Source organism: Streptomyces sp. NPDC054834 (assembly GCF_053611185.1).
This window is the reverse complement of the sequence record NZ_JBSGZV010000026.1, coordinates 44,604-67,337: the sequence shown is the minus strand read 5'-3', so window position 1 is coordinate 67,337 and position 22,734 is coordinate 44,604. Positions and strand designations below refer to the sequence as shown.

The following is a 22,734-nucleotide window of genomic DNA, read 5'->3' as shown; positions in this document are numbered from 1 at the left end:
TTTCCATGAACTGGCCTTCACTGAGAGGCGGGTTCGCCGAGATATCCCGCTGCCTGCAGATTGAACAGATGGGCGTAGACGCCGTCGGCGCCGAGCAGGTCGTCGTGGGTGCCCTCCTCGATGACCCTGCCCCGGTCCAGGACCACGATCCGGTCGGCGATGCGTACCGTGGAGAAGCGGTGGGCGATGATCAGGGAGGTGGCCTCACCCGCGATGTCGCGCAGCCGGCCGAAGATCTCGGCCTCGGCCTCGGCGTCGATCGCCGACGTGGGTTCGTCGAGCACGACCACGGGAGCCTTCCTCATGAAGGCCCGGCTCAGGGCCACCTTCTGCCACTGACCGCCCGACAGCTGCCGGCCCTCCTCGAAGTGCCTGCCGAGCATGGTGTCGTAGCGGTCGGGGAAGTCCGCCACGATGGTGTCGGCTCCGCCGGCCGTCGCGGCGGCCCGCATGCGCTCGTCGTCGTCCATCGCCTCGACCCGGCCGAAGCCGATGTTGTCGCGGACGGACATCTCGTAGCGGATGAAGTCCTGGAAGATGACGCCGATATGGCGCTGGAGGTCGTCGATGTCGTATTCCTCGATCGGTACGTCGTCGATCAGGATCCGGCCGCCCGTCGGCTCGTAGAGCCGGGTCAGCAGTTTGACGACGCTCGTCTTGCCCGCGCCGTTCTGACCGACGAGCGCCACGCACTCCCCCGCCGGCAGCAGGAAGTCGACACCGTCCAGGACGAGCCGGTCGGTGCCGGGGTAGACGAAGCTGACGTCGCGGAACTCGATGCCCTTGCGCAGCTTCGCCGGGAACGGCCGGGTTCCGCCGGTGATCCGGCGCTCCGGAAGGTCAAGGAACGCGAAGAGGTTGCCGAGGAAGAGCGTGTCCTTGTAGAGCGAGGCGATGCCCAGGAGCATGCCGTGTGCCGACGCCTGGATGGCTCCCATGGACTGCAGATAGCCGGCCAGCCGGCCCACCTGTCCGTCGTCCGCAGCCGAGGCGATGGCCCACAGCAGCGCGCCGGAGGAGGCGAGGACGCTCAGCGCGCCCAGCGCGCCGACGATGGCCGACTGGCTTCGCGCCAGCCGCCGGTCGACCCGGAAGAACTCCCGGGCCAGCCTCCGGTACCGCTCGACGAAGTGCGGTCCGAGCTGGAACAGGCGTACTTCCTTGAAGGAGTGATCCGTCGTGGTGAGGTACTGGTAGTAGTACATCCGCCGGCGATCGGCCGCGCGTCCGTACTCGACGGCGTACGCCTTGTGCGTGTAGATCATGTGGGCGACCACCGACGGGACCGGTGACACCAGGATGAACACGGCCACCCAGGGCGACCAGGCGAACAGCACGATGCTCACCGAGACCACGGTGACCAGCTCGCGGCTGACCGTGAGCAGCTCCGAGAACAGCTGGTAGATACGGCCTCCGCTGCTCTCCTGGAAGGCGCGCTGGAGGTTGTCGTACGACTCGGCGTTCTCGTACTGCTCCAGGTCGAGCAGGGTGCCCTTGACCATCACCTGCTCGCCGATCCTGGTGGTGAGTTCCAGGCGGAGCAGCGAGTCCAGGTACTGTCCCCACACGTCCAGCGCGTGTCCGGCGACGGCGATCAGCAGCAGGGCTACGCCGGCCCGCAGGGCCTGTCCCTGTGCGCCGTCGCTGCCGCCCGCGGCGTGCGCGACGGACTGCACCGCGCTCGCCGTCAGGGCGACCTGCACGCCCGGGATCGCGGCCGACAGGACCGAGACGACAGCGAACGCGGTGACCTTCCGGGCGCTCAGCTTCCAGAACAGCCGCAGCACACGGAGCCAGATCACTTGGCCTCCTCGGCGGCCAGTCGGCCGCGCAGGGCGCGCAGGGTGTGCCGCAGCAGCCCGTAGCAGCGCTCCTCCCGGGTCCGGTCGACCGGCAGCAGACGGTTGACCTGCATATGGGCGAGGCTGCCGAGGACATGGGGGAACGGCACCGCGAGACGCTCGCGTCCGGCGGCCTCGCCGACCGCCGCGGCCGCGGCGCGGACGGCCGGTTCCTGGGGCGCGAGGGCCGCCGCGATCCACAGGCGGTGGTCCCGGCCCCTGTCATGGGTGAACCGGTCCCAGGGCAGCAGCAGTTCGCAGAGGTAGTCGCGTCGCTTGCGGAAGTCGTCGCGGGTGGTGCCGTCGTCGACGTGGCCGGGGAGGAGGTCCAGGCGGTCGGCGAGCGGGACGCCCCACTGGTGGAAGAGGGTGTCCACCGCGGCCACGGCCAGGTGCTCGTCGGTCAGCTCCGGCAACTCGACGCGTTCCGCGATGAGTTGGGCGGTCGCGTCGCTGTTCGCCTCGAAGAACCGCTCGACCGCGTCGAAAGTGTCGGGGCCGCCGTAGCGCAGGGTCTCGGGACAGTAGCTGTCCATGGCGAGGTCCTGGGCGAGTCCGCTGTCCACCACGCTCTTGCCCCAGGCGCCGAGCCGCCCGAGCGTCTCCGGCCGGTCGCTGCGCACCCGGATGCGCAACTGCGGGCGCGGATCGGCGTACCGGATGTAGAACCACCGGTCCATGGCGTCCTGGGCGCGCAGTTCCGCGACGAGTTCACGCAGCGGACCGGCGATGATCTCGTCGTGGCGTTCGAAGGCGGCGTACAGCTTGATGTACGACCACTCGCTGCCCGGCACGTAGCGCCGTGCCGGGATCTCCACCTGGAGTCCGGCCCCGCCGCGCCGGACGGTCTCGGGGCCGGCGGCCACGACGGGGACGACGATCTCCTCCGTGTACCGCCGCCCGGTGTCGTCGCTCAGCCAGTGGTGCGTGAAGTCCGGCAGCATCTCGTGGAGCAGTACGGCCGCACCGCCCTTGCGGCGGACCTCCTCGCGCAGTTCGGTGACGCAGCGGGGGTGGTCGAGGTCGAGCAGCAGCCGGTTGTCGTGCTCCACGAGGTACACATGGCGCGGTACGTGCCACCGCTCGCGCCATGCCGTGAGGCCCGCGAGGCCGCGGCCGTCCAGCCGCCACTCGGCGGGCCGGAGCACCACCTTGCCGCGGGTCACCCGGGGCAGGAACGCCGCGTGGGACACGGGGCCCCAGTGGAATCCGCCGGGCATGACACACCCGTCCTGCGAGGCCTCCAGCAGGAAGCGGGCGACGTTCGGGGCGGCCAGCGGGCTGAGCATGTGGTGCTGTGTCACGACGACCTCGCGGTCGAGCCGCCGCGACCACAGGTGGAACCGCCGGCCGTCGGCGCCGACCAGGATGTCGTCCAAGGGCAGCACGCGGTCGGCGGGCACCGACGGGCCGGTGTTGACGGGTATCTCGTATCCGCGCAGGCCGGGGTGTGCGGCGACGTTGCCCGCCCGGCCGTAGGTGGGGAGGTAGGCCAGTTCCGCGTGGACCACGTGCGGCTGGAGCTCCTCCTCCCGCCGGGCGAGGTCGCGCAGCCGGTCCACGAGGCGGTCGCCGAGCAGGTCGAAGAAGCGGCCGAAGGTACGCCCGCCGTGGGCGAGGCCGTCGGCGCGGACGACGGCCCGCCACTCGCCCCGGTCGACGGCCTGCCGGTCGGCGGCCTCCAGCTGCAGGTAGAGGTCCATCGTGGGCAGCAGCGGTCCCGGGGACGCCTCGGGGGCGAGGCGGTCGAGCCAGGAGTCGGTGAGGTCCGCTTCGAGGGACCGGTCGCGCCAGGCCCGCTGCACGAACTCGACGACGGCACGGTCGTAGTTGGAGGTGTCCTCGGGCTCGATGCCGCCGGTCGGCCCGGCCGTGCGGGGCGGCTCGGTGTAGGACTCCGGCGCGTCCAGGCCCTGGTCCGGGCTGAGGAGTTCCAGGACAGGGACGCGTACGCCCTGGCCGTACCGTTCGAGGAAGTCCTCCCGGTACCGCGTCAGGTGGGAGTTGCCGGGGCCGGTGGCCGCGCTCAGGCGCATAAGGACGTCCACCGTGTCGGCCGCGGCGTCGGCTACGGACCGGTTGAGCTCGTCCGACCGCAGGTCGATGGTGGAGTCGAGCTGGTAGGTCTGCCCCGTGTAGCCCGGTACGAGCTTTTCCTGGGCGGCGCGCAACTGCGCGAACGAGGCCGGGTCGTCCGCGTGCCGGACCAGCTCGACGACCTCGCGCAGCCGCTCGACCGCGTCGGCCGCCTGCGGGACTCCGGCGAGCCGGTCGAGCAGGTACTCCTCGGGCCTGGCCGACGTCTGGGGCGGACGCAGGTCACTGGTGAGGAAGTTGAGGTCCCACAGCCGCTGCACCAGGCTCTCCTTGGCCGCTGCGGACGCCTCGGGGAAGGCGGCCGACAGCGCGTCGATGATCTCCTGGTACGTCACGGGGGTCGCGGCGGTGTCCAGGACGGTGTGGACGGCGGGGGTCGCCCGCACGCGGACCGACGTGCGGTCGCTCCTGCCGTAAACGTCGGCGTGCGGCAGGACCATGCGGTCGCCGGAGACATGGGCCGTGGCGTTGCGGACGATCCCCAGCCCCCGCCAGATCTCCTGGTCGCTCTCGAACCGCTCGATGCAGGCGAGGATCCACGCCATGTCCGCGCGCACCCGGGCACCCCCGATGACAGGGCTCTCCAGCCGCGCGGTGGTGCGCCCGGAGAAGGTCCCGGCGGCCACGCCCGAGAACGCCCCGAAAGGGGTGGGCCGGGTGGACATCCTGGTGAGATAGCGCCACAGCCGCGAGTGCAGGCGCGCCACGCTCTTGGGGGACATCCGCTCCAGGTGGGCGAGCCCGTCCGCCAGGCCCTCGCTGGCGACGAAGACCGCCCGCCGGACCTCCGGGTCCTGGGCCAGCCGTAACAGGGCGTCGGAGGTCTGCTCCGGGTCGCTCATGAAGTCGAGGTAGGTCTGAACGGGCATCGCGGGAGAGCGCAGCAGGTAGAAGTCGGCGGGTACGTACCGGGACATGCGCATCACCTTGCGAAGAAGGCCCGGAACCAGGCCGGACGGTCGTCGTTCAGGGCCGCGAGGATCGCGAGGGCCACGCCGGCGGCTCCGGTCAGCAGGCCCGGGTCGTCCACCAGGTGTCCGGGCAGCTCGTGATCGGCGAACACCGCCGGACGTGCCTCGTCGGCGTGGTCGAGCAGCCGGTCGAGCAGGACCGGTGTCCGGTCGCGCGCCAGGCGGCTCGAGGGTGCGAACGCGCGGCACATCATCAGCAGTCCGGCCTGTCCGTGACACAGGGTGGGCGACAGCGGCCCGGCCTGCTCCGCCCTGCGCAGGACGGCCTCGAACGCGGTGACCGCGGTGGTCAGCAGGTCGCCGTCATCGGTGGCGTGGGCGATGTCGAGCAGGGCCGAGGCGACACCCGCGGTGCCGTAGCACCAGGCGATCTGGTCGTGGCCGTGGCTCCGGGGCTGCTCTTCGCCGTGTTCGTCGACCGCCACGCCGTCGTGCCACAGCGGGCCGAACTCGTCGGCGGCCCGGTGCCTGAGGATCCAGGAGGTGAGGGTGGTCACGGCCGATTCGAGTCCCGGGTGCCGGTGGCCCGAGGCTAAGGCCGCCGCGAGCGCCGCCGCTACTCCGGGAACGCCGTGCGAGAAGCCCAGGTTGAGATACCCGTGGGGATATCTGGCGTGGTAGTCCCCGACGGGTGGGTAGACGTAGGGGACGAGCAGCCAGCGGCGCGGGGTGCGCTCGGTCCGTGCCGGTTCGCTCAGCCACACCAGATAGCCGAGGAGCCGGCGCACGGCCTCGCGGACTGCGGGGCTCGGGTCCTCGACCGTGGCGAGGTACGCGAGTACGCCGGCCGCGCCGCCGATCCAGTCGTAGTCGGCGTCGCTCAGGACGCGTTCGACGGCCGGGTAGTCGGTGTCGAGGACCTGGGCGGCGAGCTGCTCGTGCATGCGGTGCAGGCTCGGCAGGAAGCGTGGTTCGTCGGCGGCGCAGTCGGCCAGGGCCAGGGCAAGTCCACTGGTTCCGCCGAAGATCCCGGGATTCTCCAGAGGTACGACCCGGGTGCTGAGCACGGCTTCCCGGATGTGTGCGAAGGCGGTCTCCCGGTCGCCGAGCCCGGCGCGGGCGGCGTACAGGTGCAGCAGCGCGGTTCCGGCCTGACCGTGACTGAGGCTCGGCGGGTACCAGCCCACGGGGTGCACCGCCTGTTCCGCGGCGGTCAGGGCCAGTTCGGCCACCTGGTCGGTGGTCGAGGTCCGTTCGGCGACGAGACGGACCGCGCGGTGTGCGCGTTCGGTGCGTGAGTCGTCGTCGCCCCGAACCGGCCCGCTGGCCGTCTCCCGGTTCTCCAGCATGTCCATCCCTCGTGTCGCGGCCGTTCGGCGTCGCAGTGGAAACGGGTGTTGCCGTGCTGAGCCCACGGCAACACCCGTTGTCGAACGTGGGCCCGTTCAGAGCGTCGGGCCCGGCCCGTTCAGGGCTTCGTCACGTCAGGGCTTCTTCACGCAACCCGAGGTGCAGATGCTGGTGCAGACGCAGGTGCAGGTGCCTCGGCAGGTCACGCGCGTGCAGACCGAGCGCGTGAGAAGCGACGAGACGGACGCCGGTGCGCGGTCCACGCCGGCCGCGGACGGCGAGGTGACCCGGACATCCAGATCGAATTCGTTGCCGGCCATGTCATTTCCTTTCCGGTGATGAATTCCGCCCGAGGGCGGAATGATGCAGAAACGGCCTCTGCATGATTCCTATTCTCCTCGCCGGCCGCACCGGCACATATTGTCGTCGGCGACAGTATTCCGAAAGACGTAGGACGCCAGACAGAGACTCAGCCGCGAATGCAGTTCCAGCTTTTCGGTAATGGCCGACAGATGGGCGCGCACGGTCCGTTCGGTCAAATGGAGCCGGTTCGCCATGTCCTCGTTGGACAGCCCTTCCGCCATCATGACGAAGACCTCCGACTCCCGCGGAGTCAGCCGGTCCAGTCTCTGCAGGGCGGCGGTCCACTGGGGTTCGTGTCGACGGGCTTCGTGAAGATCGCGGGCAGGTGAGGTCACAGCGCCGGCTCCTGCGCGGAGTTCTGTGCCGACTTCTGCGCGGACTTCTCCGACTGGATCAGATGGCTTTCGACCAACTGCCCGTACATACGGTCACGAACGAGGAGTTCTTCATGGGTGCCCACGGAGCTGACCCGGCCGCCGTCCATGACGGCGATCCGCGGCGCGGCACGGACCGTCGACAGCCGGTGGGCGATGACCAGCAGGGCACAGCGTTCGGACACCTTCAGCAGGGCTTCGGCGAGTTCGGCCTCGCTGATGGTGTCGAGGTGCGAGGTCGGCTCGTCGAGCACCAGCAGATCGGGCTCGGCGAGCAGGGCGCGGGCGATGGCCACGCGCTGGCGCTCGCCGCCCGACAGCCGCAGCCCGCGCTCCCCCACCTCGGTGTCGAGCCCGTCCGGCAGGCGCCGTACGAGCGGGCCGAGGTCGACGGTGTCGAGCACGTCGCGGACGGCGTCCTCGGACGCGTCCGGCGCGGCGTAGGTGAGGTTGTGGCGCAGTGATCCGTAGAGCAGCGGCGTGTGCTGTTCCACCAGCGCCACGTGCCGCCGGTAGGCCCGGTGTTCGAGTCGTCCGAGCTCGGTGCCCCGGAAGAGTACCGCTCCCTCGTCCGGGTCGTGGAAGCGCTCGATGAGGGAGGTCACGGTGGTCTTGCCCGCGCCGGATCTGCCCACCAGGGCGAGGTAGCCGCGCTCCGGGATCTGCAGGGACACCCCGCTCAGGACCTGGCGGTCCCCGTACGCGAAGGAGACGTCCCGCAGTTGGAGCAGCGGGCCGGAGCCCTGGGCGGGGACCTCGCAGGGGTCCGGGGTGGTCTCCACGGGCAGCTTCAGGGTTTCCTGAATGCGTTTCAGGGATCCGAGTCCGCGCTGGATGAGGCTGATCGCGCTGAAGAGGCCGGCCAACGGCATGACCAGATAGGTCGCGTAGAGCAGGAAGGCGACCAGCTCGCTGATCGTCATGTTGCCGTTCGAGACCCGTACGGCGCCGATGAGCAGGACGAGCAGGAACGAGCCGTTGACCGCGACCTCCATCATCGGCGACACGAGGGAGCCGAGGCGCGCGGAGCGCACCCCGCTCGCGCAGGCGGCCTCCGCGTCCGCCCCGATGCGTTCGGCCTCGCGGAGTTCGGCTCCGCAGGCGCGTACGGTGCGGATGTTGCCCAGCGCCTGTTCGAGATCGGCCGTCATGGTGCCGACGTCCGTGAGGGACTGCTCGGTGGCCCCGCGGATGCCGGTCATGACACCGGCGACGACGATCGCCGCGGCGACGATCGTGGCGATGACGACGGCGAACATGACGGGGTCGATCCACAGCATCAGTCCCGCCGTTCCGACGGCGGTGAGCGCCACGGTGACGAGTTGGACGAAGCTGCCCGCCACCATGTCGCGCAGCACGGTGGTGTCCGTGCCCACGCGGGAGAGCAGATCGCCGACCCGGTGGCGGTCGAAGGCGTCGATTCGGACGAGCAGCAGCCGGTTCGTCAGGTTCTTGCGCAGCCGCAGTACGACGCCCTCGCCGACCACGTCGAGCAGGAACTGACCCACGCCCTCGATGCAGGCCTGGGCGGCGAACAGCCCCGCGAGCAGCAGGGCCGGGCCGAGCAGCGACTGCCCGGTTCCCACCCGGTCGATCAGCCGCATCGTCATCAGCGGCTGCAGCAGCCCGAGCGCGGTGCCGACGACCGTCAGCGTGAGCGCCCAGACGACGGTCGTCCGCCGCTGCAGGAGCAGCGCGAACAGGTCACGGATGCCGACGCGTTCATCCTCGGCCGTGCCGGCCATCGGTTGCCTCCCTAGTGTGGTGCGGTGCCACGCTGATCAGCACCCGGAAATAACCCTCGGGGGCGCCCTCGCCCACCATGCGTCCGTCGGCCTCCACCCAGGCGTGCGCGGCGAACGGCGGGGCGGTACGGACCCCGACGCACCAGGTCGGCCAGCTGCCCCGGGTGCGGCACAGCAGCGCGGTCGCGATCGACCGCTGCAGGCATCCCTCGCGTCCGGCGCACACCAGGCTGACTGTGGTCACCGCGTCCCGCGCGGCCGCCGCCTGCTCGAAGCCGACCGGCCGGGCGCCACGGGCGAGCGCGGTCAGCAACCGGCGGATGAGGTCCGGCGGGAGACGGGTGAGCGGCTTGGCGACCGCCACGGCCAGGCGCGCGGCGATCCGCGCCCGCCGGGGGACCTCGGACCGGGCGCGCAGTACGGTCTGGAAGCTCACCGGTCGACCAGCCTCGCCTCGACCAGCGCCGCGACGAGCGCCTCGGCGTCAGCACGCGCCGTTTCCGCGCCGACCTCAAACTCGGCGGTGAGCCGGGTGATCACCGCGTCGAGGTCGCCGCCCGACATCAGTTCGTCCAGCACCAGGCTGCCGGTGGGGTTGAGCTCCCAGTACTTTCCGCTGCGCCCGTCCAGCAGGATCTTTCCGTAGTCGGTCTCCACCAGTGACACGTCGGCTCTCAGCCGCATGAGTTCCCCCTTCGGATGGCGCTCATGGCGCTCAGGTGGTGCGCAGCCAGATCTCGCAGGCGAGCGTCGAGTCGAGGCCCGCATACCGGAGTTCGGGCGAGGAAGGCTGCAGTGTGGTTCTGACGAGCCGGTCCGCGTCGACCAGTCCCAGCCGGGCGAGACGGGAGTCGTGCCACAGCTCGGCGATCCGGGCGCGGTTCTCCCGCAGTCCGTTGGCCGCGTCGGTCGACGCCTCTCCCTTGGTCTCGCGTTCGAGTACGGCGGCCGGTACGACGCCGCGCAGCGCGGCCTTGAGCAGTGGCTTGTACCGCCAGGGCGACGACCGCTCCTCCGCCCGCACCGACCAGCACGCCTCGATGACACGGTCGTCGAAGAACGGGCTGGCCATGGGCAGTCCGCCGTGCTCGGCAACCTGGTGCAGGATGCGCGTCACCCGCGTTCCGTGGCGCAGGACGTTCAGCTCGTTGTGCCGGGCACGGGTCCTGCCCAGGGGAACGGCCGACTGCGCCACCCGCCGCATCCTGTCGCGCACCGCGGCGACGGCGTCCGGTGTCGCCCAGCCGGGCATCCGGGGCGGGACGTCCCAGGCGAGGACGTCGGCGCTGTGCGGCGCGGCCCGTGCGGCGGTGAGCCGGTCGGCGCTGTCGGCCAGCCACTGCCCGTAGGGCCTGCGGTCGGCGATCACCGACAGGGCGTCCCGCAACGACCATCTGTTGTGCGCCCGGTAGCCGCGGAGGTGGCGCAGGGCACCGAGCGGGTCGGTGGTCAGCCGTTCGAGCACATGCGCTGGGTGGCCCCACAGGACGTGGTCGCCGCCCATCCCGGTGAGATGCAGCGTGGAGCCGCGGGCCAACATCTCGTCGTGGCCGGCGAGTTGCCGGGGCTGGTCGAGGATGGTCGGCGCCGGTTCGTCGACCGGCCCGGTGACCTCCAGCAGGCCGCTGTAGAACAGCGGGATGTGGTCGACGGGAAGCACGACGTGCTCCGCGTGGTCGAGGTCGGCCACGGCCAGCTTCGCCCAGTGGAGGTCGTCGTCCCCCGGGTCGCGGCTGGACATGGTGAGGGCGACCGGGGCAGCCCCCGCAGCGGCGGCGAGGGCGCAGACGGCGGTGGAGTCGAGTCCTCCGGAGAGGTCGGAACTGATGGTGGCCGCAGCCCGCGTACGCACCCGGACCGCCGCGTCGAGTTCCGTCCGCAGCAGTGCCGCGCCCTCCTCCAGACCCAGCCGGGGCTCGGGGGGACTCCACCAGCGTGTGCGGGAGGCGCCGTCCGGGCCCGCGTCCAGTTGGAAACCCGGGGGGACGGCGTGCACGCCCCGCCACAGCGGCATGTCCCCGAGCGGATGGGGGACGGAGTCCAGCAGGCGGACGGCGAGGAGTTCCTCGTCGAGGGGCGCGTCGAGCAGCCGGGCGACAACGTCCGCGCGGTTGCTCGCCACCGTGGTGCCCTCGGTGTCGCCGTGGAAGACGCGCCTCATCCCCGACACGGTGCCCCGGACCCGCAACCGCCCGCCCGCCGCGACGACGAGATGGAACTCGCCGCGCAGCGAGCGTGCGACGCGGGCAGCGGACTCGATGTCGCGCTGTTCGGCGAGGCGTTGCGCGACCTCGTGCTCGTCGGCGGAACCGCACCCGATGAGCGCGATCCGCAGACCGTGCCGGGTGGTGGTGACGAACGCGGGGCCCCAGGAGCCGATCAGGAAGGGGCGACCGGAGGCATGGAGCACCCGCTTTTCCGCCGTGCTCTTCAGTCGTGTTTCCACATGCGAGGCCACGGCGAGGCCGGCTTCGCAATCAGGCAGTACCACAAACCAGCTTTCGCCGTGGCTCGACATCGTTCTCCCAGAGATTCCCTAGGCTGCAAGCGGCAGACGGACCCTGGGCTCATGCGGACCGCGCCGCAGGAATCCGGTGTCCAATCGGAAATCACCGGCAATGAACATCGCCGGCGCCTCATAGATCTTCCGACCCATGCTTGTCACCTCCTTTCCGTAAGGAGTGGAAGCGGTGACTCGATCGGTCGTCCGCTCACCGGTGAATCTAGGCGGAGGCGATTACGACGATCAATGAAGGAACACTCCCGATACGCTGCGTGGCCGCCGGGAAAATCTGCCTGCCCCGGGCTTCGGGACCCGTGGCAACCTGGCCTTTCGACCACGCGCGGCCGAGTCGGAGCGATCCGGTGGCCGGGCGCGAACACCTGGCTTCCATGGCTCCATCCTGACCCTGCGTATTAGCCTTATCGCCACCGCAGTCGACGCGATCGCGCATCACGCGGCGCCGCGGCCGCGCGGCCCGTACGAGCCGTAGCCGCGGTTCCCCGTCGAATCGGCGCGGCGGGTCCACCCATCGGGGTACGTGTGGCAGACACCGGGGGGATCCGCTGTACGGCGGCCACGACGGCCGCTCGGGAGATTCCCGAGGCATCGGCACGGTTGACGACATGCCGGAGTTGCTCCGCTATCTCGGCGAGGTCCGCTTTTCCGGCGGAGTGCATCACGACCGTGCCGCGGCCCCGGCCGAAGTCGATCAGCCCTTCCGCGCGTAACATACGCAGCGCCCGCAGGACCGTGTTCCTGTTGGCGCCGTATCTTTTTGCGAGTTCGCCCGCCGAGGGCAGATACTCCCCCTCGGCGTAGACGCCTGCCAGTATCTCCTGCTTCAGTTTCCGCCTTATCCGGGCGTAGAGTGCCGGTCCGGCACCGCTGTCTCCACAGGCCGGGTCGGCGTCGGATTCGCCCGGCTGCCGTGCGGATGTCATTCCTGCGATTCCCCCTTGTCTTGTGCTTTTCCTTCACCGCAGCGCCAGGTCCGCCGGAGGTCAGCCGGCGTGACGTTCGGACTACCGTGCGATTGCGCAAGCAATCGGGACCGTACTGAGCGGATGAAAGCGTGTCAACTGATTCGCTGGCGCCCGCCGATGCCATCCTTTGGCCTGAATACATTGCCCCGGACGTGTTCAAGGTGGCGGTCGGCGGCTTAGGTTGAAACCACACCCTGTCCGCTGGGGGCAGGAAGCGTTCTCTCGACCGGGAGTTGGAGACTTGACGAGTACCGGCAGCGCCGAGCGCGGCACGACAGGCCCGTCGTCCCTGGCCCGACGGCTGGAGGACATCGTCAATGCGTACTACCGCGGCAACCGGCCTCCGTACAGCAAGATCGCGGAGGAGATCCGCGAGAGCACGGGGCGTACGTTCTCGGCCACCTACCTCTGGGAACTGGCGACGGGCCGGAAGCGGAACGTGACGCGCGACCATCTTCGGGTCCTGGCAGAGCATTTCGGGGTCACCCCGGACTACTTCACCGACGAGGAGGTCTCCGAGCGGGTGAGACGCCAGATGGAGTTCGCCGTTGCTCTGGGGAACAGCAAGGTGCGCACGCTGGCCTTCCGTGCCGACGGGCTGTCGGAAGCGGGGCTGGACGCCCTGCTCGCCGTGGTGAACGCGATGTCCCCGGAGTCCGACCCGGGGGGACGTCCCCACCGTTCCGGCCGATAGGCACACCGCGGAAGCCGAGCGGCAACGACCAGTGAGAGTGACACAGGACGTGCGGCGAACGGGCGAGTATGCCGAGTTACAGCGGCGATGTACGGTGATTCTGCGCGATCTCGCAGTGCCCCGGTCGCTTTCCTTCGACGCGGTCTGCGAGCGGGTGGAAGCACTCAGAGGCCGCCCACTCGTTCTCAAAGAGCTACCGGAGCAGGCGGCGATCGCCGGTGCCTGCGGTCTCTGGCTGGGTACGGACGACGCCGACTACGTCTTCTACGAGGCCCGGACCGCGCCCCTGCACCGGGAGCACATCATCCTCCACGAGATCGGCCATGTGCTGTGCGACCACCACCGTGGCGCCACGGCCGAGGCCGACGAGCCGATCGCCGGGCTACTCAGCGGTCTGCAGCCGCATCTCGTCAAACGGCTGATGGCCCGGACCAGTTACACGACTGCCGAGGAGCAGGAGGCCGAGATGATCGCCAGCCTGATACAGAGCGCCGGGACGGCCGGCCGGGCGGGCGGCCGGCTGGGCCGACTCGGCGCGTTCCTGGGAGTGAGGGTCGAAGTCGGTGAGTGAGCTGGCTGCCCTGGTCGGACTGTGGAGCGTCCTCACCCTGTGGTTCGCCCTGCTCTGGCGGGCCCGGCCCGCGCTGCTCCAGCCACGCCAACGGGGGCTGTGGCTCGCGGTCCTGGCCGCGACCCTCGCCATCACCCTCTTCCAGCCCAGGGTCGTCGGATGGCTGACCGATGCCGGCGTCGAACTCCACACGGTTTCCCTGGCCCGCAATCTGATCGGCGTCCTCAGCGCCGGGCTGGTCCTGCTCTTCATGGTCGACCCCACCCGGACGCGCCGCCTGCGGCTGTCCGTGACGGTGGGGCTCCCGGCGGCCCTGGCCGCGTTGCTCGTCCTGGACGTGTTGCAGCTCGAACCACGTGCGGGAACGGCGTCCGTGCAGGGGCCTGCCGATCCGGCGTCCGCCTACTGGCTGATCCTCATCGGCGCCCACCTCGTCGGTGACGCCGTCGCACTCGTGGTCTGCTGGCTGTACAGCATGCGCACGGGAGACCGCGATCTCGTGTGGTCGCTGCGGCTGTTCGCGGTGGGAAGCGTCCTCGCCGTCGTCTTCTGGTTCGGTTATCTCTGGCACCTCTACGGCCGCACACCGCGCATGCTCCCCTACCTGTCGCTGATCATCGGGGTCCACGGCTTCTTCCGGGCGGCATCACTGCTGGTCCCCACCGCGACCGCCCTCGTCCGGTCGGCGAACGCCCTGTGGACCACCTGGCGGTTGTGGCCGCTGTGGCGCGACCTGATGACGGCGGTGCCCCACGTCGCCCTCGCCAGACCGCAGCGCACCAGACTGCGGGAGGTGCTGCGGCCGCGCTCCTCACTGGCGCTCCAGGCACACCGGCAGACCATCGAAACCTATGACGCGCTCCTGGATCTGCAGCGATGGATCCGGCCGGACGCCTACGAGACGGCGCACCGGCACGCCCGGCAGGCAGGGGTACGGGAGGACCGCCTCACGTCGGCCGCACTCGCCGGCGCACTGGACCAGGCCCGGCGCGGCAAACTCGCCGGCGCACCGCCCGCCGACCCCTGCCCGCTGCCCGGTGTGGTCCATGGCAGCCCGGCGACACTGCTGGGGATCGCCCGGATGTGGCCCACGATGACGGACCCGCTCCCCCGCCACGACCGGTCCTCGCCGGCCTCACGACCCTGATCCGACGTCTACGCATGCCTAATAGGACTCCGTTAGGTCTTTCGGTTCGGCCTGTTCCTGGGCATGTTGGGGGGATGGACGCACATGAAGTGAACCGTGTCCGGGCGAAGTTGGCGTTATACGTGGCTGATGTGTTTGCGTCGGTGCCGCGCAAGGACCAGCGGGCCAAAGGCGACTGCTACCTGCGGGGACTGATGCTGGACGGCCGCCGCAAGTCGATCCAGGCCATGGCCTCGCGGCTGCCGGACGGCAACGAACAGAACCTGCAGCAGTTCGTGAACCAGTCCACCTGGGACCCGGTGCCGGTGCAGCGGCGGATCTGCGAACGCATGCTGCCGCTGGTCAACCCGACGGCCTGGGTGATCGACGACGTGTCGCTGCCCAAGGACGGAAGAATGTCGGTCGCCGTGGCTCCGCAGTACTGCGGAGCCCTGGGTAAACGCGCCAACTGCCAGGTCGCGGTCAGCGTCCACGCCGCCAGGGACACGGCCTCCTGCCCACTGCAAGTGGCGGCTGTTCCTGCCCAAGGAGTGGGCGGCTGACACCGACCGCAGGACCGTCACCCGCATTCCGTCCGAGGCCGGGCACCGCGAGAAGTGGCGGCTGGCTCTGGACATGCTCGACACGCTGGCCGACTGGGGCATGAGGCCGCCGGCCGTGGTGGCCGACGCCGCCTACGGCACCAACGCCCACCTGCGGGCCAGCCTGGCAGAGCGGGGAATCGACTACATGCTGGCCGTCCGCGCGGACGTGACCGCCCACCCATTCGACGCCCAACCGACAGCCCCGGACCGCAAGGGCCCTGTCGGCTGCTGGCCCCAGCCCCGCTACCGCCACCCCGCACCCTCAGTGGCAGCCCTTGCCACCGACCTCGGGCAGGAGGCGTTCACCTCCCTCACCTGGCGGCAGGGCTCGCGCGGCGAGTTACGTTCCCGCTTCGCCGCCGTGCGCGTCCGCCCGGCCGGCAACGCCGTCGAACGTCCCATCCGAGCCGCCGCCTCAGCCGAACAGGGCTGGTGGGACGGCATCCTGCCCGACTGCTGGCTGCTGGTCGAATGGCCCGAAGAGGCCGAGACTCCCACCGACTACTGGTTGTCCAGCCTGCCGGCCGACACTCCGATCGCCGACCTGGTCCGTCTGGCCAAGGTCCGCTGGCGCATCGAGCACGACTACCGCGAACTCAAGCACGGACTGGGCCTGGACCACTTCGAAGGCCGGTCCTGGCCCGGCTGGCACCACCACGTCACCCTGGTGACCGCGGCCCACGCGTTTCTTACCGAACAGCGTCTGGCCCCAAAAGCACCTGGACCGCACTCACCCTCTACCAGATCCTCGACGCACTCCAAGACATCCTGAGGTGCTGGACCGGCACCTGCACCACCTGCCATCAGCCCCTCCCCACCAGGACCACAACACCGAGATCAAGACAGACCTAACGGAGTCCTACTAAGACTTGTCCCGCAAACGATCACGAAGGACGGCGTCGCAGCCGGGTGTCGACCGGCCGGTGACGAGACCGCCCAACAGAATTCTGGCAAGTACTGATCTTCGTAACGCTGGGCTCTGGGGTAGTGGGACGATCTTGACGTGGGAGTAGTGATCACGGCGTCACAACCGTCCTGGATAGACCCATTCACCGGGCTGAGCCCGCGCTGCTTAGGCAAGCTGGTGACCGCCCTGCGCCGTGAGGGAGCGGACGCGGTCCGTCGAGGCCGGCCGCGGGGCCTTCCCCTGGAGGACCGCGTCCTGCCGCTCGCGGCGTACTGGCGCACGAACTTGACGCTGCGCCAGCTCACGCCGTTGTTCGGAATCTCGAAGTCTGCGGCCGCCCGCGTCATCAACCGCCTCGCACCGCTGCTCGAGCTGCGGCCGCGCCGACGGTTCCGCAAAGACACCGTGCTCATCGCGGACGGCACCTTGATGCCCACGCGTGACCATGCGGTGGCCGAGCAGTCGAAGAACTACCGGTACTCCACCAACCACCAGGTCGTCATCGACGCTGATACACGGCTGGTCGTCGTGGTTGGCCGCCCTCTGCCCGGCAACCGCAACGACTGCAGGGCATGGGAGTTGTCTGGAGCGAAGGCCGCCGTCGGCAACGCAACGGTGATCGCCGACGGGGGTTACCGCGGCACTGGCCTGGTGATCCCGCACCGCCGCGAACCCGGCCAGACCGAACTCCCGGCCTGGAAAGAGGAGCACAACCGCTCACACCGCAAGGTCCGTGCTCGCGTCGAGCACGCCTTCGCCCGCATGAAGAGCTGGATGATCCTCCGCGACTGCCGCTTGAAGGGAGACGGTGTTCATCACGCCATGCTCGGCATAGCCCGCCTGCACAACCTCGCACTCGCCGGATAGACCGGCCCGAGAAGGCCGTCCCCGATGCTGACCGTCTCGACTCAATTGATCATTGCGGGACAGCCCTTAGCCGCGTCGGGTGATCTGGAAATCGAACCCGAGGGTCCCCGGATCGAGGGCCGTCGCGCCGCCGTCGACGGTGAGGACCGAGCCGTTGACGTACGACGCCGCCGGGGACAGCAACCAGTCGATCGCCTCGGCGACTTCACGCGGTTCGCCCGGCCGGCCCATGGGCAGGAGCCCGGTCGCCGCGTCGTAGGCGGCATCCACACCACCCTGAAGGTCGGCTTCCACCGCAAAACGCGCCATGCGCCGGTCGGCCATCTCGGTCCGTACCCATCCGGGGCACACGATGTTGGCCCGCACTCCCTGACGCCCGTAGTCGACGGCGACGGAGCGGCAGAGCTGGAGCAGGGCCGCCTTGGACGTGGCGTACGGGGCGTTGCTCGTGCCGTTGCGCAGCGCGGACACCGAAGCGACGCCGACCACGGCCCCGCTCGACTCCAGCAGGTGCGGGAGCGCCGCGCGCAGGAGCATCAGAGGGCCGGTGAGATTGGTGCGCATCACCTCGTCCCAGTCCTCCAACGACAGGTCGCCCACGGCTCCGCCGCGCCCGATGCCCGCGTTGAGCACCAGTCCGTCGAGTCGTCCATGGGCGGCCAGGGCTGCCTGGACGAGATCGTCCGCCGCGTCGGCGTCCCCCACGTCGGACGGATGGGCCAGTACCCCGGCCTCGGCTTCGAGGCGTCGCAGGGGCTCGCTCCGCCGACCGGAGACGACCACGTGGTGGCCGCTCTCGCTCAGCAGCCGGGCCGTCGCCTCCCCGATGCCCGAACCTCCGCCGGTTACGATGACAACTCGCTTTTTTGTCACTGCTGTTCAGTGTCCTCCTCCGGGATCATCTCCGAGCCTATTGGATCCCGGTGATCCGTCCCTGACGACTTTGAGACGGCGCCTAATGCGGGTCCGTACGGTGAGTGGTGCAACTCCCGGGCTGGAAGCGACAGTTGATGACTGACGTGACGAGTGACATCGAGGCCGGGAAGGCCACCGTGGACGCGACGAACGCTGTGCGAACTACCGCAACGGTCACCGGTCCAAGACGGTGACCACCGAGGCCGGTCCTGTGGAGATCACGGTGCCGCGGGACCGGGCCGGGGCGTTCGAGCCGCAGCTGGTCAAGAAGCGGCAGCGGCGTTTGGGCGGGGTGGACGAGATGGTCCTGTCGCTGTCGGCAAAGGGGTTGACGCACGGGGAGATCTCCAGGTCGAACGCGTGATCAACAGCCGTCGGCATGTCCGTCAAGTACAAGGAGACGGCCCGGGGCGGGCTCGCGGTCAACATCATCGAGTGCTGAGGTCTCAGTGCCGCGGGCAGGGGAAGGCGTCCGGTGGAGTGCCCCATGTGGCGGGATTCTGCCGGTTGGGGAGGATTCCGCAGCTCAGCAACGTGACCGCCGTGCCGTTCGGTTGCAGGATCTCGCGGATGAACTCCGCTTTGTCGGGCGGGAACTTGTTCTGGCCGTCCAGCCGGAGCACGCCGGACGCTCCGGGGTAGTCGGACACGCCGTGGGCTGTCAGCCAGAGGTAGATGTCGTCGGATTCGACGTCGCCGTTGCGGGAGGCGGGGAGCAGGTTCTCGACGACCTTGGTGACGATGCCGACGGTGTCGAAGCCGCCGGCGGCGTCGGCGTCGGCGCCGCGGTCGCCGAAGACCGCGGCGAAGTCTCGGGCGAACTGGGAGTAGGGGTCCCGGGGGTCCTGTGTGGGCGCGTTCGCCGTTTCGTAGAAGATCGTCATGTACGGGTATGCCTGCGCCGTCCCCACCGGATCGACCTGGAAGCCGATGGGGGCGCTCTCGGCGATCAGCGGGATGGTGCCCCGCGACGGCTGGCACTGGCCGCCGGCCCGCTGCATGGCGTTGAGGAGGCTCGGCAGGACTCCGGAACGGCCCAGGTAGACGATGACGCCGTGGACAGCCGTGGCCTTGTTGCACACGTCGGTCGCGATGTCCTCCGGTGTCCTCACCCCCGGCTTCTCGCTGAAGGTGAACTCGTCGATCTTTCCGTAGGGGCGGTAGGCGTCGACGAACAGGTTTCTCAGGTCCGTGCTGAAGTAGGTGTCGTTCGAGTCGTACACCACCACGGCGTGCGGTCTGCCGCTGGTGAGGGCTCGGACCGTCGGTGAGTGGTGGATGAAGTCGGCCAGGACGGACGCAACCCGCGCGTTGGGCGTGGTGACCTGGAAGTAGCGCGGCGGAGAGTCGGGACCGACCATGTTGCTGCCGGTCACTCCGTTGGCGATCACCGGGATCCCGGCTGCGTCGAGTTCCCGGGCCGCTTCCAGGGACTCGGCGCGGCTCTGGGTGATTCCGAGGACCGCGGCGATGTGGTCCTCGGCCTTGCGGCGGATGATCATCCGGGTGACGTCCGGGCCCTTGCCGATGCTCGACCCGTACAGGAAGTACTGGCCGGTGTTGGCGATCAGCAGGCGGATCGGCATCTTGTTCTGGCGGTTCTCGCTGTTGAGCTTGTGCTGCTGGGCGATGACGCCGCGCAGGATCTGAAGACCGATCGGCGGGTCGTCGTACACGTCGGCCTGGAGGCTCAGGGGCGCGAGGAAGACGAGCGTCCGGAACCGTCCGTCGGTGATCTTCGCGTTCTCCTCCGTGACCTGCTGTTCCAGCTCCCTGAGCTCTTTCCCGCGCTCTCCCGGGACCGCCAGGTCGCACTGGCTTCCGTCGGTCACGCCGACGCGCTCACCGGTCGAAACCGTCACGCAGGAGGAGGGCGCCGCATGCGGGCGCGGTGGAGCCCCCGACCAGAGGAAGTGCTGGGCCAGGAGGGCACCGGCGGTGGCCGTGGCCAGGAACGGCAGCGCGGTCGGGCCGAGCCAGTCGACGGACCTGTTCCTGCGGGCTGTGACGCTCGGGTGGTTGATCAGCCAGGTCTCCGCCGTGCGTTCCGCGTCGTCGTCCTCGGCGGTCAGCGTGACCAGGCGTACGGGTTCGTCGCTGCCCTCGGTGAGGGCGGTGCAGACCTCGTCGGCGATGCCGTTCGGCCGCTTCAGGTCGGCGTCGAGCGGGAGGGCGTACTCCGGCGGCGGTCCCGCGCAGGCGGCCAGGATGAGCAGGGGCTGGGACGGCTGGTCGCGGGCGAGTTCCTCGAACGTTCCGAGCAATGTGCGGCCGGGCCCGTTCACGTCGTGGATCTCGGGGATCATGACGACGACGGCCCACCGGCGCCGGGCCCACAGGTGGCTCAGAGGAGACCTCCACCGGGTGGCCCTGCGCAGATCGGTGAGCAGCGCACGCAGCAGGATCCGGCGCACTCGCGGGTCGTCCCGGTCCAGTCGGCCGTCCCGGCAGAACGAGAGCGCGGCGTCCAGGAAACAGGCCGCGTCGAGTTCTTCGGCGACCCAGCGCAGGCCCCAGTGCCGCAGATGGAACCGGTAGCAGAAGCGGGGAAAGCCGACGATCAACGCCGCCACGAAGCCCTGGAGCCAGCCGGTCAGGAAGTGCTGCCCGAAGAAACCCGCGATCCTGTCGCCGGCCCCGAGCACCGCCCTCCGGCCCAGCAGCGCGGCGTGCAGTCCGTCGAGGATCGGCTGCTGCTGGGCCCGGACGTCTCCGGCACCGCTCTCCTGGTCCAGCACGGCCCGGCACGTGTGGAAGTGCGGCAGCCTGAGGCGCCCCGACGGCATGGTCAGCTGGAGCTGCTGTGCCACGCCGTCCATCGCCTCGACGAACCCGCCCCCGCGCATCGCCTCGTCGTCGACGACGGCGTGCGGCACCTGGCTGTGCGGGTTCCGGTCCCTGTGCGTGAGCCGGCGCTTGTAGTCCCGGACCAGACGGGCCGCCGCCGCCACGTCCCCGCCGTCCTGTCTGGCCAGCACCAGGGCCGGCACCTTGCTCGCCTTGGACCTGCGGACCACGACGGCGTCGATCTCGCGTATCAGCCGATCGGACCACCTGGGATAGAGCTCTGGCACGCGTCGCCTCCATGGAGAGATAGGGCAGAGGCGTAACGTGCCAGAGAAGACGACCGCAACATCCTGGTATTTCGACTAATGCCGCCTGATAGGTGATTCTTGCCGCTCTCGGACCGGATCGCGGCGGGACCTGCCCCCTCAGGGGCCGTCCAGTCGGCGCAGGTCCTCCTCGTCCCACTTCCGGGTGTCGCGGGGCTCGGTGTAGGGCTCCTTGTCCGCAGGCAGGCCGCCGGTGATCGCCCGCTGCCGGACCGTCTCGGCGTCGAACTCCAGGCCGAGCAGGATGGCGAGATTGCTGATCCACAGCCAGACCAGGAAGACGATGACCCCGGCCATGGTGCCGTAGGTCTTGTTGTACGAGCCGAAGTTCGCGACGTAGAACGCAAACCCGGCGGAGGCGATCATCCAGATCAGCAGGGCGAGGAAGCTGCCCGGGGTGACCCACCGGAAGCCCTTCACCTTGGCGTTCGGGGCGGCCCAGTACAGGATCGCGATCATGATGGTGACCAGGAGCACCAGGACGGGCCACTTGGCGACCGACCACACCGTCAGCGCGGTGTCGCCGATCCCGAGGGCCTTGCCGGCCTGGCGGGCCAGCCCGCCGGTGAAGACCACGATCAGCGCACTGGCCACCGCGAGCACCATCAGCACGACCGTCAGCCCGACGCGCACCGGAAGGATCTTCCACATCGGCCGGCCCTCGGGCATGTCGTAGACCCGGTTGGCCGTGCGGATGAACGCCGCGACGTACCCGGACGCCGACCACACCGCCAGCAGGATGCCGACGACGGCCACGATCGAGCCGGTGCCGGAGTTGTTCTGCAACTGCTCGACGGCCCGGGTGATGATGTCACGGGCCGAGCCGGGAGTGAGCTGCCTGAGGTTGGCCAGCACCTTGTCGGTGACCGACCTGCCGGTGATCCCGAGCAGGGAGACGAGCACCAGCAGGGCGGGGAAGAGCGAGAGCACGCCGTAGTAGGTCAGCGCCGCGGCCCGGTCGGTCAGCTCGTCGTCCTGGAACTCCCGCAGGCTTCCCTTGAGCACCGCTTTCCACGCCTGCCTCGGCAGCTTCGTCGGCGCGTCCGGCGCCCGCCGCTCGACCTCGGGGCCGGGCCCCGCCTCCTCGGGGGAGGGGACCTCGTCGCCGCCGTGGGGATCTTTCCGACCCGGAAGATGCAGCTTCATATCTAGCGAGTACCCCCGGGCACCCCCCTCAGTGCGGTGGGCGTCAGACGTCCTTGGCCCATTTCACGAGCGCGGCCTTGCTCGCGAAGTCGGCCACGTCCTTGTCATGGGGTTCGCTGCTGTACTGGTGGAAACGCCACTTGGCCTTGATGCGGGGCTTGCCCGCGGTGACGTAGTCGGCGATCCACAGACCGTCACCGGCGTACGAGGTGATGTCCACGTTCAGCCAGTAGTTCCGGTTCGCGTACAGCACGACCCGGTTGTGCGGCCGCAGCTCCTTCAGCTTCCGGATGAAGCGGTCCTTCTCCGCGTTGCTCGCGTGCGTTCCCTCGCTGGTCGTCTCCCAGTCGACGGCGAGGATATCGCCCGCCTTCTCGGGGGCGTGCTTGAGGAAGTACTCGGCCTGGGCGGTGAGGTCGCCGGGCCACAGGAAGTGGTAGAAGCCGACGACCAGACCGGCGTCCCGGGCGTGCTTCGTCTGGGCGGAGAGCCTCGGATTGACGTACGAACGGCCCTCCGTCGCCTTGATGAAGACGAAGGAGAGGCCGTCGGTGTCGTACGAGGAGGACTGATAGGCGCTCACGTCGATGCCGTGCAACATGGGGGGACTCCTGAAGTGCCAG

18 protein-coding genes and 3 pseudogenes are annotated in these 22,734 nt (G+C 69.7%); 6 read left to right on the top strand and 15 right to left on the bottom strand.

The window, feature by feature from the left end:
• Positions 1–17: 17 nt before the first annotated feature.
• The 11 genes and pseudogenes from ACWGJM_RS29850 to ACWGJM_RS29800 form a co-directional block, all read right to left on the bottom strand.
• Complete coding sequence (locus ACWGJM_RS29850) at positions 18–1,802, bottom strand: ABC transporter ATP-binding protein (RefSeq protein ID WP_453414832.1); 1,785 nt, start codon at positions 1,800–1,802, stop codon at positions 18–20.
• A complete protein-coding gene (locus tag ACWGJM_RS29845) occupies positions 1,799–4,855 on the bottom strand; it encodes a lantibiotic dehydratase (RefSeq protein WP_453414831.1) in 3,057 nt (1,018 codons plus the stop codon). The genes ACWGJM_RS29850 and ACWGJM_RS29845 overlap by 4 nt, the downstream gene beginning before the upstream one ends.
• Positions 4,856–4,860: 5 nt before the next feature.
• The gene (locus tag ACWGJM_RS29840) at positions 4,861–6,198 is read right to left on the bottom strand and encodes a lanthionine synthetase C family protein (protein ID WP_453414830.1); all 1,338 of its coding nucleotides are present in this window, start codon (positions 6,196–6,198) and stop codon (positions 4,861–4,863) included.
• Between the two features lie 135 nt (positions 6,199–6,333).
• The gene (locus tag ACWGJM_RS29835) at positions 6,334–6,519 is read right to left on the bottom strand and encodes an FDLD family class I lanthipeptide (RefSeq protein WP_453414829.1); all 186 of its coding nucleotides are present in this window, start codon (positions 6,517–6,519) and stop codon (positions 6,334–6,336) included.
• A 69-nt stretch (positions 6,520–6,588) separates the two neighbouring features.
• Positions 6,589–6,897 (bottom strand): response regulator transcription factor, encoded by a 309-nt coding sequence (locus tag ACWGJM_RS29830; protein ID WP_453414828.1) that lies wholly within the window; start codon positions 6,895–6,897, stop codon positions 6,589–6,591.
• A complete protein-coding gene (locus ACWGJM_RS29825; RefSeq protein ID WP_453414827.1) occupies positions 6,894–8,681 on the bottom strand; it encodes an ABC transporter ATP-binding protein in 1,788 nt (595 codons plus the stop codon). The genes ACWGJM_RS29830 and ACWGJM_RS29825 overlap by 4 nt, the downstream gene beginning before the upstream one ends.
• Positions 8,659–9,117: a lasso peptide biosynthesis B2 protein gene (locus ACWGJM_RS29820; RefSeq protein ID WP_453414826.1), complete on the bottom strand. Its 459-nt coding sequence runs from the start codon at positions 9,115–9,117 to the stop codon at positions 8,659–8,661. Before ACWGJM_RS29820 ends, ACWGJM_RS29825 begins: the two co-directional genes overlap by 23 nt.
• The gene (locus tag ACWGJM_RS29815) at positions 9,114–9,365 is read right to left on the bottom strand and encodes a lasso peptide biosynthesis PqqD family chaperone (protein ID WP_453414825.1); all 252 of its coding nucleotides are present in this window, start codon (positions 9,363–9,365) and stop codon (positions 9,114–9,116) included. Before ACWGJM_RS29815 ends, ACWGJM_RS29820 begins: the two co-directional genes overlap by 4 nt.
• A 31-nt stretch (positions 9,366–9,396) precedes the next feature.
• On the bottom strand, positions 9,397–11,127 hold the full coding sequence (locus ACWGJM_RS29810; protein ID WP_453414824.1) for an asparagine synthase-related protein: 1,731 nt from the start codon (positions 11,125–11,127) through the stop codon (positions 9,397–9,399).
• A gap of 90 nt (positions 11,128–11,217) precedes the next feature.
• On the bottom strand, positions 11,218–11,337 hold the full coding sequence (locus ACWGJM_RS29805; protein ID WP_363294646.1) for a keywimysin-related RiPP: 120 nt from the start codon (positions 11,335–11,337) through the stop codon (positions 11,218–11,220).
• 584 nt (positions 11,338–11,921) lie between these two features.
• Positions 11,922–12,125: pseudogene (locus ACWGJM_RS29800) on the bottom strand (GntR family transcriptional regulator); the annotation flags it as partial.
• Between the two features lie 283 nt (positions 12,126–12,408).
• Here ACWGJM_RS29800 and ACWGJM_RS29795 point away from each other — a divergent pair.
• From ACWGJM_RS29795 to ACWGJM_RS29775, 5 genes and pseudogenes are all read left to right on the top strand, one after another.
• Positions 12,409–12,861 (top strand): hypothetical protein, encoded by a 453-nt coding sequence (locus ACWGJM_RS29795; protein ID WP_453414823.1) that lies wholly within the window; start codon positions 12,409–12,411, stop codon positions 12,859–12,861.
• A 115-nt stretch (positions 12,862–12,976) separates the two neighbouring features.
• Positions 12,977–13,432, top strand: a complete 456-nt coding sequence (locus ACWGJM_RS29790; protein WP_453414822.1) for a regulator component — start codon at positions 12,977–12,979, stop codon at positions 13,430–13,432.
• Entirely contained in the window at positions 13,425–14,579 is a 1,155-nt protein-coding gene (locus ACWGJM_RS29785; RefSeq protein WP_453414821.1) for an MAB_1171c family putative transporter, read from the top strand. The genes ACWGJM_RS29790 and ACWGJM_RS29785 overlap by 8 nt, the downstream gene beginning before the upstream one ends.
• Before the next feature lie 74 nt (positions 14,580–14,653).
• A pseudogene (locus tag ACWGJM_RS29780) lies at positions 14,654–15,935 on the top strand (IS701 family transposase).
• Positions 15,936–16,166: 231 nt separating this feature from the next.
• A complete protein-coding gene (locus tag ACWGJM_RS29775) occupies positions 16,167–16,937 on the top strand; it encodes a transposase (RefSeq protein ID WP_453414820.1) in 771 nt (256 codons plus the stop codon).
• 66 nt (positions 16,938–17,003) lie between these two features.
• Here ACWGJM_RS29775 and ACWGJM_RS29770 read toward each other — a convergent pair whose 3' ends face one another.
• Complete coding sequence (locus ACWGJM_RS29770) at positions 17,004–17,810, bottom strand: SDR family NAD(P)-dependent oxidoreductase (protein WP_453414819.1); 807 nt, start codon at positions 17,808–17,810, stop codon at positions 17,004–17,006.
• A gap of 157 nt (positions 17,811–17,967) precedes the next feature.
• On the opposite strand from ACWGJM_RS29770, the pseudogene ACWGJM_RS29765 reads away from it, so the two are divergent.
• A pseudogene (locus ACWGJM_RS29765) lies at positions 17,968–18,201 on the top strand (transposase); the annotation flags it as partial.
• A 97-nt stretch (positions 18,202–18,298) separates the two neighbouring features.
• Here ACWGJM_RS29765 and ACWGJM_RS29760 read toward each other — a convergent pair.
• The 3 genes from ACWGJM_RS29760 to ACWGJM_RS29750 all read right to left on the bottom strand — a co-directional run bounded on the left by ACWGJM_RS29760 (position 18,299) and on the right by ACWGJM_RS29750 (position 22,712).
• Positions 18,299–20,926, bottom strand: a complete 2,628-nt coding sequence (locus tag ACWGJM_RS29760) for an ABC transporter substrate-binding protein (protein WP_453414818.1) — start codon at positions 20,924–20,926, stop codon at positions 18,299–18,301.
• 138 nt (positions 20,927–21,064) lie between these two features.
• Positions 21,065–22,111 (bottom strand): YihY/virulence factor BrkB family protein, encoded by a 1,047-nt coding sequence (locus tag ACWGJM_RS29755; RefSeq protein ID WP_453414817.1) that lies wholly within the window; start codon positions 22,109–22,111, stop codon positions 21,065–21,067.
• 43 nt (positions 22,112–22,154) lie between these two features.
• Positions 22,155–22,712 carry a GH25 family lysozyme gene (locus ACWGJM_RS29750; protein ID WP_453414816.1) on the bottom strand — a complete coding sequence of 186 codons (558 nt, stop codon included), beginning with the start codon at positions 22,710–22,712 and terminating at the stop codon, positions 22,155–22,157.
• Positions 22,713–22,734: the final 22 nt, after the last annotated feature.

Coding starts and splice junctions, on each gene's coding strand:
- ACWGJM_RS29845 (WP_453414831.1), bottom strand. CDS start 4,855: ATGTCCCGGTACGTACCCGCCGACTTCTACCTGCTGCGCTCTCCCGCG.
- ACWGJM_RS29755 (WP_453414817.1), bottom strand. CDS start 22,111: ATGAAGCTGCATCTTCCGGGTCGGAAAGATCCCCACGGCGGCGACGAG.
- ACWGJM_RS29835 (WP_453414829.1), bottom strand. CDS start 6,519: ATGGCCGGCAACGAATTCGATCTGGATGTCCGGGTCACCTCGCCGTCC.
- ACWGJM_RS29840 (WP_453414830.1), bottom strand. CDS start 6,198: ATGCTGGAGAACCGGGAGACGGCCAGCGGGCCGGTTCGGGGCGACGAC.
- ACWGJM_RS29825 (WP_453414827.1), bottom strand. CDS start 8,681: ATGGCCGGCACGGCCGAGGATGAACGCGTCGGCATCCGTGACCTGTTC.
- ACWGJM_RS29750 (WP_453414816.1), bottom strand. CDS start 22,712: ATGTTGCACGGCATCGACGTGAGCGCCTATCAGTCCTCCTCGTACGAC.
- ACWGJM_RS29815 (WP_453414825.1), bottom strand. CDS start 9,365: ATGCGGCTGAGAGCCGACGTGTCACTGGTGGAGACCGACTACGGAAAG.
- ACWGJM_RS29805 (WP_363294646.1), bottom strand. CDS start 11,337: ATGGGTCGGAAGATCTATGAGGCGCCGGCGATGTTCATTGCCGGTGAT.